Here is an 11,934-nt window from a genome sequence, read left to right as displayed (position 1 = left end):
GGAGCATATTGCGAGCAGCTGGCAGTGGGCTGCGTTCCCCCAAGGTTGGGGATTGGGGGCAGGTAATTCCAACCCAGTTTTCGAAGCAAATGCGATTTTTGCTACATTGCACCGGCGGTCCCATTCCCCTGCCGAGCCAAGCGATGCAACCCCTCGACCAGCTTTCCCTGAACCTGTTCATCGTCGTCTGCGAAGAAGGCACCATCGCCCGCGCTGGCGAGCGCGCGTTCATGGCGCCCTCGGCCGTGAGCAAACGTATTTCAGACATCGAGGCGCGTTTTGGCACGGCCTTGCTTAAACGCAGCAAGCGCGGGGTGGAGCCTACCCCAGCAGGGTTGGCGCTGCTGCGCCATGCCCGGGAAATGACCCGCGCCATGGAACGCCTGGACAGCGAGCTGAGCGAATACGCCGAAGGCGCGCGGGGCCATGTGCGGGTGCTGGCCAATGTCTCGTCGATCATGGAGTTCCTGCCCGAGGAACTGTCGGCGTTCATGCTGGAGAATCCACTGATTCAGGCCGATATCGAGGAGCGCTTCAGCACCGATGTCGTTCGTGGTGTGGCTGAGGGCAATGCAGACCTTGGCATCTGCCGCAAATCCATGGCGGTGGGTGACCTGGAATTCGTACCGTACCGGCAGGATCACCTGGCCGTGGTCGTTGCTGCTGATCACCCTTTGGCTGGCCGTAGCCAGATTGCCTTCGCGCAAACCCTGGGTTACGACCACCTGGGCCTCTCTGCCTTCGCCACATTGAATGCTTTCATGCGTAGAAGCGCCGAACAGGCAGGCAAAGAGCTGCGTTTTCGTTCGTATGTATCGTCGTTCGACGCGGCATACCGCCTGGTGCAATTCGGGCTTGGCCTGGCGGTGTTCCCGCAAGAGGCCGTGGCCCGCTATGCGGCGTTGTTCGACCTGCGGGTCATCCCGCTGACGGATGACTGGGCGCTTGGCGAATTCGTCATCTGCATGCGCGACCGGCACACGCTATCGCTGTCGGCACGGCGCCTGCTTGACCACCTGTTGCTGCGTGCACCGGCTTGGCAGGTCGCGGGCTGATCCATCGTGGCTGACGATGGATCAGCCCGTGAAACACGTCTTTTCTGCCCGTCATCCAGCTCTTAGTCTGGCGCAACGCTTCAGACAGAGAGACCGTGATGACAACAATAACAATCAACGAAGTCGGCATGCGCGACGGTCTGCAGAGCCTGCAGACCATCATGCCAACGGCCGCCAAACGCCGCTGGATCGACGCCGCTTACGCCGCCGGCGTGCGTCACATGGAAGTCGCTTCCTTCGTACCGGCACGCTTGCTGCCGCAAATGGCCGATGCCCGCGAGGTGGTGGCCCACGCCCTCATATACCCGGGCCTGCAGGTAACCGTGTTGGCCCCGAACCTGCGCGGCGCCAGGGACGCACTTGAGTCTGGCGCCCATCGCATCGTCGCCCCGGTATCGGTCAGCATGGCGCACAGCCTGGCCAACGTGCGCCGCACGCCCATGGAAATGGTCGAGGAACTGGGGCGCATGTGCCAAGTGCGTACTGAAATGGGCCTGCAGGATGTACAGGTCATTGCTGGCATGTCGGTCGCATTTGGCTGCACCCGTCAGGGCGAGGTGCCGCTGGCCGACCTGTGTGCACTGACCCGCCACGTGATCGAAGCCGGTTGCGACCTTGTCTCGCTGGGTGACACCACTGGCTACGCCAACCCGGGCCAGGTGGCAACGGTGCTCCAGGCTGTGCGGGCGATTGCCGGTAACCGCCTCAAGGCCGCGCACTTCCATGACACCCGTGGCCTGGCCCTGGCCAACAGCCTGGTCGCGGTGCAGCAGGGCATCCGCGAGCTGGACGCCTCTCTGGCTGGCTTGGGAGGCTGCCCGTTCGCCCCTGGCGCGTCGGGCAACACTGTCACCGAAGACCTGGTGTTCATGTTGCAGAGCATGGGTTACGACACCGGTATCAACTTGCCCGCACTGATCGAGTCGCGCCAGGTGCTGAGCGAAGCGCTACCGGGCGAGCCCCTGTATGGCTGCATCGCCCGCGCCGGGCTACCGCTCAACTTCGCTGACGCTGCCGGCCACGCCTGACCCGCCTGAACGAGGAATACCACGATGTCCAGACTTCCCTTGGACGGCATCCGTGTCGTCGAAATTTCGCATATGGTCATGGGCCCGACCTGCGGCATGATCCTCGGTGACCTTGGCGCCGAAGTGATCAAGATCGAACCCGTGCGCGGCGACGGCACGCGCCGTCTGCTGGGCGCGGGGGCGGGTTTTTTTCGCACCTTCAACCGCAACAAGCAATGCATCGCCGTGGATGTCGAAACGCCCGAGGGCCGCGAGGCCGTGCTGCAATTGATCGATACGGCCGACGTGTTCATCGAAAACTTCAAACCCGGGCGCATGCGCACGCTGGGCCTGGACTACGCCGCGCTGCGCCAGCGCAACCCACGGCTGATCTACGCCTCGCACAAAGGCTTTCTCAGCGGGCCCTATGACAACCGCCTGGCGCTGGACGAGGTGGTGCAGATGATGGCCGGGCTGGCCTACATGACTGGGCCGGTGGGCCGGCCGTTGCGCGCGGGCAGCTCGGTAAACGACATCATGGGCGGCATGTTCGGCGCCATTGGCGTGCTGGCAGCGCTCAACGAGCGCCACACCACCGGCAGCGGCCGCGAGGTGCAAAGTGCCCTGTACGAGAACTGCGTGCTGCTGGCCGCCCAGCATATGCAGCAGTACGTGGTCACCGGCGAGGCAGCCGCGCCGATGCCCAATCGCATCAGTGCCTGGGCCATCTACGACGTGTTCACCTTCGCCGGTGGCGAGCAGATGTTTGTCGCCGCCACCGGCGAAGGGCAGTGGCATGCGCTGTGCCAGGTGCTGGGGCAGACCGCCTTGCTCGATGACCCGACACTGGCCAGCAACAACGACCGTGTGTTGCAACGGCCAAGGTTGCTGGCGCACCTGGTCGAGGTGTTCGCGCCACTGCATGCCGGGCAACTGGCGCTGCAACTGGAGGCCAACGGCATCCCGTTTGCGCCGATCCGCCGCCCGGAAGAATTGTTCAATGACCCGCACTTACAGCAGAGCGGCGGTATGGCCGACCTGCAACTGGAAGACGGCAGCCACACACCCATGCCGTTGCTGCCGCTGTCGCTGGACGGCCAGCGCTTGCAGCCACGCCGGGCGATAGCGCGGATTGGCGAGCACACCCGCCAGGTGATGCGCGAACTGGGTTACAGCGATGCGCACATTGCCGAGCTGTGCGCGGCCGGCGTGCTAAAAACCGACGACGCAGCTTGAGGAGGGTTTGAGATGGCGATTTACAAATACGACACCCTTGCGCCCAACCTGCACCCGGAAGCTTTCATTGCCGAGGATGCCACCGTGATCGGCGACGTAACCCTCGAACAAGGGGTCAGCGTATGGCCGCAGGCCGTGCTACGGGGCGACAACGAACCGATCCGTATCGGCCAGCACAGCAATGTGCAGGAAGGCGCAGTGTTGCATGCCGACCCCGGCTTTGCGTTGACGGTGGGGCAAGGCGTCACCATCGGCCACCAGGCCATGCTGCACGGCTGCACCATCGGTGATGGCGCGCTGATCGGCATCCAGGCAGTGGTGCTCAATGGCGCGGTCATCGGCAACAACTGCCTGGTCGGTGCCGGTGCCATCGTCACCGAGGGCAAGGTGTTCCCCGCTAACTCGCTGATTCTTGGTGCGCCTGCCAAGGTGGTGCGCGAGTTGACGGCCGAAGCCATCGCCAGCATGCAGCGCAACGCCGCCGAGTACGTCGCAAAAGGCCAGAGCTTCAAGGAAAAACTGATCCGCATCCGCTGAAAACCCGCTGGCGACGCCCATGAAGGCGTCGCTGCTCTCCAATAATTACAAGAATGGAGATCCACAATGGTTGCCATGACCGGCGAACTGGCGCGTGAGCGCAACGACAGCCACATCAATGAACTGCTGCTGTACCGCCGCGTGGCTTGGCGCATCATGCCGCTGGCCATCATCTGCTTCCTGTTCTCGTACTTCGACCGCATCAACATCAGTTTCGCCAAGGCGCAGATGCAGCAGGAACTGGGCCTCAGCGACGCCGCCTACGGTCTGGCCGCGAGCATGTTCTTCGTGGGGTATGTGCTGTTCGAAGTGCCCAGCAGCCTGGGCCTGAAGCGCTACGGGGCACCGGCCTGGATCTGCCGGATCATGGTGTCATGGGGCCTGGCGACGGCGGCGCTGGTGTTTGCCTATACCCAGTACACCTTGTATTTCCTGCGCTTTCTGATCGGCGTAATGGAGGCCGGGTTCGGCCCGGCGATCCTGTTCTACCTGGCATGCTGGTTCCCCCGCAAGCACCTGGCGAAGATGAATGGCCTGTGGTTTTTGGCGGTGCCGCTGGCCGGCGCGGTGGGTGGCCCGGCAGCAGGTGTCTTGCTGGGGACCATGGATGGCGTGCTGGGCCTGGCCGGTTGGCACTGGTTGTTCCTGATGTCCGGCCTGCCGTGTGTGCTGCTGGGCTTGCTGGTGCTGTGGAAGCTGGACCGCGACATCGAAGCGGCGAAATGGTTGAGCCGTGAAGAGAAGGACCTGCTGGTGGAAAACCTGGCCCAGGACAAACGCGCTGCAAAGCCGGTTCTCGGCTCGATCTGGCGGGTATTGCTGACCCGCGAAGTGGCGATCATGGCGTTCATCTACTACGTGATCAAGACTGCGTCCTATGGCCTCAACTTCTGGATGCCGCACCTGATCAAGTCATCAGGTGTGCAGGACATGCTCTGGGTCGGTGTGCTGTCGGCTTTGCCTTACGCGGTGGCCTGCATTGGCATGGTGTTGCTGACCCGGCTCTCCGACCGTACCGGCGAGCGCAAGCGCTATCTGGTGTACTGCCTGCTGGCGGCAGCTGTCGGCTACCTGCTGGCATGCCTGTATTCCGACTCGTCGCTGGCGATGATGGCCGCGCTGGTGCTGGCCACCGCAGGTACGTTCATCGCCATCCCGATCTTCTGGACCATTCCACAGTCGACTTTCTCGGGCCTGGCAATTGCCACCGGTACTGCGGCGATCAACTCGGTCGGGCAGCTCAGCGGCATCGTCGCACCGGTGATGGTGGGCAAGATCAATGACCTCACCGGCAGCAACTCCATGGGCATGCTGTCCATCGCCCCGCTTATCCTGATCGCCTGCCTGGTGGTGATGCGCTTCGTGCGCAACCCCCGTACCTGATTGGCGCTGAGTCTTCTAACAACAAGAACAAGGCACACCCATGATCACTCTTTCCCGGCGAGCATCGTTGATGCTCGGGGCGCTTTGCTGCGCCTGTCAAAACGCGCAGGCCGGCGTCATCGATGACGCCAGCGGCAGCCTGGAACTGCGCAATTTCTATTTCGACCGCGACTTTCACGGTGACAGCGCCACGCAATCGCGGCGCGGTGAATGGGCCCACGGCTTCATGCTGCGCCTGCAGTCTGGCTACACCGACGGTGTGGTCGGCTTTGGCCTGGACGCAGCCGGCATGCTTGGGCTCAAGCTGGACTCCTCGCCTGACCGCAGCGGCACCGGCCTGTTGCCGCGAAACAGCGACAAACGCGCTGCAGACGACTACACAAAGGCCGTGGCTACCTTCAAGGCCAGGCTCGCACAAAGCGAGTTGAAAGTGGGTGGCCTGAGCCCACAACTGCCCTTGCTGGCCTCCAACAACAGCCGCTTGTTCCCCCAGTGGTTCAACGGTGCGCAACTGGTGAGCAAGGACCTCGACCGGCTCACGCTCACCCTGCTGCAGGTGGATGCCACCAAATTGCGTGACTCCACCGACTATGAGGACCTGACCGCCATGGCGCAGCAAGGGGCCTACTCGGCGACGGTAACCAGTGACCGGCTGTACTACGGCGGTGTCGATTACCAGCCGCTGAACAACCTGACCCTCAGCCTTCACACCAGCACGCTCGAAGACCTGTTCCGGCGTGATTTTGCCGGGTTCAAGTTCAAGACCCGCCTAGGGCCCGGGGATGTGTTCACCGAGTGGCGCTGGTTCAACGCACGCGAGCAGGGCCGGGCGTTGCTGGGCGAAGTCGGCAACCAGACCCTCAGTACCAACTTCGGGTACAGCGTTCAGGGCCACACGTTCAGCGGTGGCTACCAGAAAGCGCGCGGCGATACGGCATATGCCTACGTGGGTGGCACCGATACCTACCTGTTCAGCGAACAGCAGGTCAGCACCTTTGCCCTGGCCAATGAACGGGCGTGGATGCTGCGCTATGACTACAACTTTGCTGCCGTGGGTATCCCCGGGCTGACGTTCAACGTGCGCTATGTGAAGGGCGACCAGGTGGACCCGCAGCGCATCGCCAGCGCCAAGGGCAGGGCGCTGGCGGCTGGCGACGGAGAAGGGCGGGAGTGGGAGCGGACCACGGACATCACCTACGTGGTGCAGTCGGGGGCGCTCCGGAATTTGTCGCTGCGTTGGCGCAATGCGAGCATGCGCTCGAATTTTGCCGATGCAGCGGATGAGAACCGCGTGATCTTGGGGTACACGGTCGAATTCTGAACGCAGACACAATTATTCTGTGGGTGCAGCCGGTTCCTCTTTTGACTTGGATCTGCGCGGTTTGCGTGGTTTTTTCTCAGGCCGTTTGCCGGGTTTGAGCTGCCAGCGGTAGGCATTGGCGAGTAGGCGCTCCTGGATTGTGGGTGGGTAGTCGCTCAGGGTGGTCACGGGTGGGACGGGCTTGCCGGGCATGCCGGCCTCGCGGATTACTTTCGGCCAGCGCGGTCGCCAGCACAGCAGCAGGCTGAGCCAGTGGCCGGTGCCAACGATGACGAAAGCGGGCCAGACCATCAGCAAGATGACTTTGAACAGCCAGCTGCTTTTGCGGAAGAAACGCCCAAGCCCTTCGAACTGGGCGCTGAAGGCCTGGATGGGTGATGGTAGTTGTGTGCTCAGCCGGGGGCGGGGGACGGCGTGTGGGCCTTCTTCCATGTAGCGGCGGATGAATTCCCACTCATCACGCAGTTCGCTGCCGCCTTGGCCTTGCTTGCCGAGTAGGGCCATTTCCATGTGGGGAAGGCCGGTGCGGCTGGGGTGCCAGACAAGCCCTAGTCGCATGCCCACGCTGAGTGAGTCATCTTCTGGGTCGATGGCTGTGCTTCCGGTTGTTTTCCAGGGGAAAGTGACGATGCCGCCGCAGTATTTCGGCCGATGTAGGTGAACTTGTTGGGTTACTCGATTGAAGCGAATGAGCAGGTGACGGCTAGTCAGCATTTCCAACCGCGTGAACCGAAGACCGTATTTGAGATACAGATAAACGATAGCACCGTCCATGACAGACATCATCATCATTATGATGATGTCGATGACAGCAGGATCTCTACCGGTGAAAAGGTAAAGGTAGATTGATCCCAAGGTTATTGTAACGCCGCTATACAGGATTGGGCCTAATCCTCCCAAAGTCATGATCGTAATCAAGCCGCGTTTTTCCTCTGACCCGCCGCAACGCATCTCTAGGAAACTTTCATTGAAGGCGTAAACAGGACTGCGTGCGCGAGGGTTTTCGCTGACCTTCCGAAAATGGACTTCCTCTTCCAAGTCACCTTCATAAAAGTCCCGCATTGCGCGTTTCTCTACTGGCGTCATTTCCGCTACGTACGCCTTACGCGCAGCCTCAGACTCGATTGCCATCTGCCAGAAACCCCATTCGACTAGATACACTACAAGACCTCGCTGAAAGCCGAATGAAGCTCCTTCAATTCTTCGTGTTCTTTATAAGGCTTTGCTGTTTTTCCTATTCGGAAACAGCAGCGCCTACACCACTTCTCCAATGCATCCTCTTCAAGGAGGTAAATTACGATCGTCAGGACGAGACCTATCCAAAAAGCTCCGACTACCAAGCGTGCGAGCAGAACGCGCGCAACTTGGGTTCCCAGTTTTTTTGCCAGCTCACCCATAGAGGATGCCAACATTCTTGCAAATTTAGTTTTGGCGCTATGGGATAGGTGGTCAAAAAAAGGTTTTGCCATAGCAATTGCTGTTCCGCCCTCAGCGAGAGCAAGAGCTATCGTCGCCGCGCCTCGAGCCCTGTACGCGGAGGCCAGCCTTATGTTTCGGGCGCTTGATTCTTTGTTTTGGGCTTCACGGATGTGTTTGTTCGCATCCGCGAAATCCCACCACGCCAATACCAATGCTCCAGTACCGGCCAATCCAGCCCCCCAAAGCTTCAACCTCCCCAAGGTCGCCGCAGCACCTCTGCCAGTCGCACTTCTGGCGCCGTATCGGGTTACCACCTGGTCCACATAGCTGGCTCCAACTTCGAAGCCTGCCGCTGCCGTGGTCATCGCGGCCGCCAGGAGTTCGGTCTTCACCCTAACATCACTGTCGGGCAGTTCGCGGGCCTTGAACGCCATCAGCATGCCTTCCAGTAAACACACCAGCCCGGAGACGCGCACTTTGTAGAAGTCACTGTTGTTGGCGTGCATCAGGTTTTCAGCCCAGGCCTGATCCAGATAGCGTGCTATCTGGCCACCGCTGCGTTGTGGGTCAATGGGCTGCCCGCTACGCGCAGCGTCGCTCAGACGAATGTCGACCGCCGTCTCATGCACCGATGCAAACAACGTTAAGCGCAGACCGTGATGCAGCGCTCGGTCTGCACTGTTGGGGGCGCCGGTTCGGAGTACCTGTCGCCCTAGCGCCACATACCACGCATACAGGCCGATGCTGGCGGTGTTGTTGCTCTTCTGCAATTCCTCGTACAGCGAGTTGATACGCCCGAACGCATTCGCGGCGATGTGTGCCTGCCGGGCAAGCGATTCGCGCAGTACGAACGACGACTCTGCCGGTGGTTCGGCTTTAGCCTCTGCCAGCAGCGCAGCAAGCTCCTCCCGGATGTCGTGCTGGTTGTATGAGATGCCGCGTATTGCCAGGTTTGCCCGGTCGGCCACGTCGCTGCCCCACCAGTGGTCCAGCACCTTCGTGCCCCATTCACTCAACTCCATGCCGATCACGCACTGGCCGGTCTGCTCGGCAAAGGCCAGGCCGTTGATGAGGTCGGCGTTGTCGTAGCGGTCCAGCGCTTGCAGCAACCGTTCGCTGACTAACCAGCGGGCATGGTCCTTGGCGCGGTCTTCTGCCGCTTGCTGGGCTTGTTGCGTGGCTTGCTCAAAGGCTTCGAGCTGATCATGCATGGCCTGACGGTCGACCAGGTGGCCGTATTTCTGGTCGAACTTCTTGCTGAACTCGCCAGCATCCTGACGGACCTGGACTTTGGCGCGAACATCGCGCTCGAACTGCGCCAGGTGAGGCTTCATGCGTTCGTCATGTGCATCGGCCTGCTGCCTGGCCCGTTCGGAAAAGGCGTAGATCTCCGCATGCAGGTGAGGCTGGTTACGTACTTTCTCGGCCATGACTTCGCGCTTGACGATCTGCTCGGCCATCATCTGTGGGTAGAGCTTTTCGATCTCCAGGAACGACTGCGCGACCAGCAGCTTGCGCTCGTTGTCCACGCCGGGTTCCACGGTGCGTTCCAGCCACTTGGTCTTCACATCATCGACAGCGGCATTGCGCCAGGCGTTGAGCTCCTGCGTAATGCCGATGGCGTCTTCGATGACGAGGGCCGCGCCACGGGGTTTGCTGTGGTTCACCAGCGGCGCCAGCGCTTGCCGTGAGGCGTGCGGCGAGACGATCTGGTCATTGTTGAACGGCTGCAGGTCCAGCAGCGCCTGCAGGTCAGTATCGTCCTGGGCCTTGAAGTCGGCTACCCAACTCAGTTGGTCATGCTTGAGCACGTGGGGCTGTGGTGGGGCGTCGGAGGGTTGGATAAAACGGGCGATATCGATGGCGGGCAGGCTGCTGCGGTACTCGTCTTCAAGCAGGCGATAGTTGTCGAGCATGCGCGGGGTCAGCGGGGAAGGGCTGAACAATGGGCGCAGTTCCTGAATGTCATCCAGGTCGTAGAGGGTGATGGTCCAACCGAAGCTGCGGATGATCTCATCAAGATTGCCGGCGCTGGGGGCGGGCTCCCAGGGGGCCTCGGCGCTGATGTACAGCAGAGAGCCGTTGGGTGCGACGCGGTACTGGCTGTGCCACTCGTAGGCCGGTGCGCTGTGGCGCTTGATCAGCAGGTAGAAAAAGCCCTCGCGCAACGGGCGGATGGCGTAGCTGGAATGGGTCATCTCGCCGACGTCCGAGAATGGGCTGAGATAACTTGGCAGTTTGGGCAGGCGGGCGCGTTGTGCCGGGTTGCCGCCGATGGCGGCGTAGCGCAGGGGCAGCAGTTCGAAACGGCGGGTGCAGTTGGCGACCGGGCTGTTGCGCAGGGCGGGTCGGTAACCGGTGGTGATGCGCCTGCACAGTTCGAGGGTTTCGCTCAGAGAGTCCATGGTTATCTGCCTCAGTCCTTGGTGCGCAGGCATCGCTGCACATTGTCCATCAGGGATGTCTGTTGCTCGCGGGTGGCGGCGACGGCCTCCTGCCAGGCCGGTGAGTTGCTGAGTGGTTCCCCACCGCGAGCCAGCATGAGCACATAGCTGATCAGATCGTCTTCCCGGTCCAGGCCTTGCTCGCGTGCCTGATCCAGATAGTGCTGGATCAAGCCAATCCGCGTGCCGTGGCAAGCGGCAGCCAGGGCCGGGCAGGACGGCTCGCCCTTTAGCAACTCGGCAAGCTGATAGCTCAGCGGGTCACCCGCCAATGCAGCCCAACACGCTTCGTTCAACGTGATTGGCGGGAAGTGGGTGGCTTGAGGCTGATCACCGCCGGAAATCTGCAGCCACAAACGCTTGTTCGGGTGCGCGACGGGCGACCACCAGTGATGGATGGGCGCCAGCCATTCGCTTACACCGGGCAGTTCACGGTGCGTATCCAGCACTTGCAAGGCTGCAGCGGTGTGAAAACGCAGGAGGTACGAATGGCCGTCAGCACCCGTGACGATGTTGGCGTGGCTTAAATGCCGCGCAAGCCGGTCGGGGGGGAGGGCGCTGACTATCCAGCCGCATACTGCGCCCGCTGCACCCTGTTCAAGTTGCCATTGAAAATCATACTGGGCCGAGACATCCGAGCCCGGACGCGAACCAAACAACCAGGGGCCTGCTGTGCGCAGGTTGCTGAGCTGTGCTTGCTGCAGCAGTGGCCAGCAGCGGTCGGCGTAGTACCCGGTCAGTCTTTCCTGCACCTCGGGAGTCAGATTGGCCATTTCCACGATGGCGCTCAGGCGGTAACGGTCGGATGCTCGCAGTACCTCGACAATCGCTCTGACAAATGGGCTGGGCATCAGCTTGCTCCTTCCATGCGAATCATGTTGTGGCCGTCGGCGATCGCTTTCAGCAGGCAGCTGAGGCAAATGGGTTCGCCGGGCTCAGGTACACCAGAAGTCGAAGTGATGCGATTGCTACCCGTAGCCTGCTGGTTGACCGGCCCTTTGAAGGACAGCGCAAGGCCGTCCAGCGTGATACCGGCGCCATCGATACGCAGCAGGCCCGCCGGGCTCCTGATCGTCAGGCTTTCGCTGACCTGAATGTCATAGACCTTGGTGGTGTGCCGGATAGCTTCACCCGTTTTCAGGTGGTGGTGACCGGCCACGACCTGTTCCAGATGGCCGCCGATTTCTATCGTGTGGTTGGCCCTGGTGATGTCCTGGCGGTGGTTGCCTACCTGTTCGATTCGATCCTTGCCTGTGGTGATCGTGTGGGTGCGACCAATGCTCAGGCTGTCGTCGTTGCCGATTTCATGTACCCGGTTCTGGCCGATGCCGACGGACTCGTCACGGGCTACTTCTTCGCGACGGTCCTGCCCAATGGAAATTGTCTCGTCCCGTTCCACGCGTTCCGTGCGGTCGTTGCCCACCCGCGTGGTTTCGTCGTGCTTGACGATGTTGTTCTGGTCCCGCTGGGCATGGATGAACACTTCCTCTTTGCCCAGTTCATCCTCGAAGCGCAGCTCGTTGAAGCCATCG

At 61.4% G+C, this 11,934-nt stretch carries 10 protein-coding genes; 6 read left to right on the top strand and 4 right to left on the bottom strand.

All coding sequences use genetic code 11. From position 1 onward, the window contains the following. Window positions 1–143: 143 nt before the first annotated feature. The 6 genes from ABI582_RS23365 (at window position 144) to ABI582_RS23340 (ending at window position 6,539) form a co-directional block, all read left to right on the top strand. Window positions 144–1,055: a LysR family transcriptional regulator gene (locus tag ABI582_RS23365; protein ID WP_028612956.1), complete on the top strand. Its 912-nt coding sequence runs from the start codon at window positions 144–146 to the stop codon at window positions 1,053–1,055. Between the two features lie 98 nt (window positions 1,056–1,153). Next, complete coding sequence (locus tag ABI582_RS23360; protein ID WP_442120427.1) at window positions 1,154–2,083, top strand: hydroxymethylglutaryl-CoA lyase; 930 nt, start codon at window positions 1,154–1,156, stop codon at window positions 2,081–2,083. A 24-nt stretch (window positions 2,084–2,107) separates the two neighbouring features. Further along, window positions 2,108–3,298 carry a CaiB/BaiF CoA transferase family protein gene (locus ABI582_RS23355; RefSeq protein ID WP_442120426.1) on the top strand — a complete coding sequence of 397 codons (1,191 nt, stop codon included), beginning with the start codon at window positions 2,108–2,110 and terminating at the stop codon, window positions 3,296–3,298. Between the two features lie 12 nt (window positions 3,299–3,310). Continuing rightward, on the top strand, window positions 3,311–3,835 hold the full coding sequence (locus ABI582_RS23350) for a gamma carbonic anhydrase family protein (protein ID WP_442120425.1): 525 nt from the start codon (window positions 3,311–3,313) through the stop codon (window positions 3,833–3,835). 66 nt (window positions 3,836–3,901) lie between these two features. Next, window positions 3,902–5,218 carry an MFS transporter gene (locus ABI582_RS23345; protein WP_028612952.1) on the top strand — a complete coding sequence of 439 codons (1,317 nt, stop codon included), beginning with the start codon at window positions 3,902–3,904 and terminating at the stop codon, window positions 5,216–5,218. Between the two features lie 40 nt (window positions 5,219–5,258). Next, window positions 5,259–6,539 (top strand): OprD family porin, encoded by a 1,281-nt coding sequence (locus tag ABI582_RS23340; RefSeq protein ID WP_442120424.1) that lies wholly within the window; start codon window positions 5,259–5,261, stop codon window positions 6,537–6,539. A 12-nt stretch (window positions 6,540–6,551) separates the two neighbouring features. Here the strand turns inward: ABI582_RS23340 and ABI582_RS23335 are convergent, their stop codons facing one another. The 4 genes from ABI582_RS23335 to ABI582_RS23320 form a co-directional block, all read right to left on the bottom strand. After that, window positions 6,552–7,700, bottom strand: coding sequence for a DUF6708 domain-containing protein (locus ABI582_RS23335; protein ID WP_442120423.1), 1,149 nt, complete (start codon window positions 7,698–7,700; stop codon window positions 6,552–6,554). Beyond that, the gene (locus ABI582_RS23330; RefSeq protein WP_442120422.1) at window positions 7,700–10,363 is read right to left on the bottom strand and encodes a T6SS effector BTH_I2691 family protein; all 2,664 of its coding nucleotides are present in this window, start codon (window positions 10,361–10,363) and stop codon (window positions 7,700–7,702) included. Before ABI582_RS23330 ends, ABI582_RS23335 begins: the two co-directional genes overlap by 1 nt. An 11-nt stretch (window positions 10,364–10,374) precedes the next feature. Next, a complete protein-coding gene (locus ABI582_RS23325) occupies window positions 10,375–11,253 on the bottom strand; it encodes a DUF4123 domain-containing protein (RefSeq protein ID WP_442120421.1) in 879 nt (292 codons plus the stop codon). Continuing rightward, window positions 11,253–11,934 (bottom strand): bacteriophage T4 gp5 trimerisation domain-containing protein (locus ABI582_RS23320; protein WP_442120420.1); only part of this gene is annotated, 682 nt, incomplete at its 5' end. The genes ABI582_RS23325 and ABI582_RS23320, both read right to left, overlap by 1 nt.

The sequence above is a fragment of the Pseudomonas sp. SAS7 genome (assembly GCF_052112345.1).
GTDB lineage: Bacteria > Pseudomonadota > Gammaproteobacteria > Pseudomonadales > Pseudomonadaceae > Aquipseudomonas > Aquipseudomonas putida_Q.
The sequence above is the reverse complement of the archived record's forward strand: the minus strand, read 5'-3'. Positions and strand labels throughout refer to the sequence as shown.

Excerpts from the sequence above, each read along its gene's own strand:
- ABI582_RS23340 (WP_442120424.1), top strand. The coding sequence starts at position 5,259 with ATGATCACTCTTTCCCGGCGAGCATCGTTGATGCTCGGGGCGCTTTGC.
- ABI582_RS23345 (WP_028612952.1), top strand. The coding sequence starts at position 3,902 with ATGGTTGCCATGACCGGCGAACTGGCGCGTGAGCGCAACGACAGCCAC.
- ABI582_RS23330 (WP_442120422.1), bottom strand. The coding sequence starts at position 10,363 with ATGGACTCTCTGAGCGAAACCCTCGAACTGTGCAGGCGCATCACCACC.
- ABI582_RS23355 (WP_442120426.1), top strand. The coding sequence starts at position 2,108 with ATGTCCAGACTTCCCTTGGACGGCATCCGTGTCGTCGAAATTTCGCAT.
- ABI582_RS23350 (WP_442120425.1), top strand. The coding sequence starts at position 3,311 with ATGGCGATTTACAAATACGACACCCTTGCGCCCAACCTGCACCCGGAA.
- ABI582_RS23325 (WP_442120421.1), bottom strand. The coding sequence starts at position 11,253 with ATGCCCAGCCCATTTGTCAGAGCGATTGTCGAGGTACTGCGAGCATCC.
- ABI582_RS23360 (WP_442120427.1), top strand. The coding sequence starts at position 1,154 with ATGACAACAATAACAATCAACGAAGTCGGCATGCGCGACGGTCTGCAG.
- ABI582_RS23365 (WP_028612956.1), top strand. The coding sequence starts at position 144 with ATGCAACCCCTCGACCAGCTTTCCCTGAACCTGTTCATCGTCGTCTGC.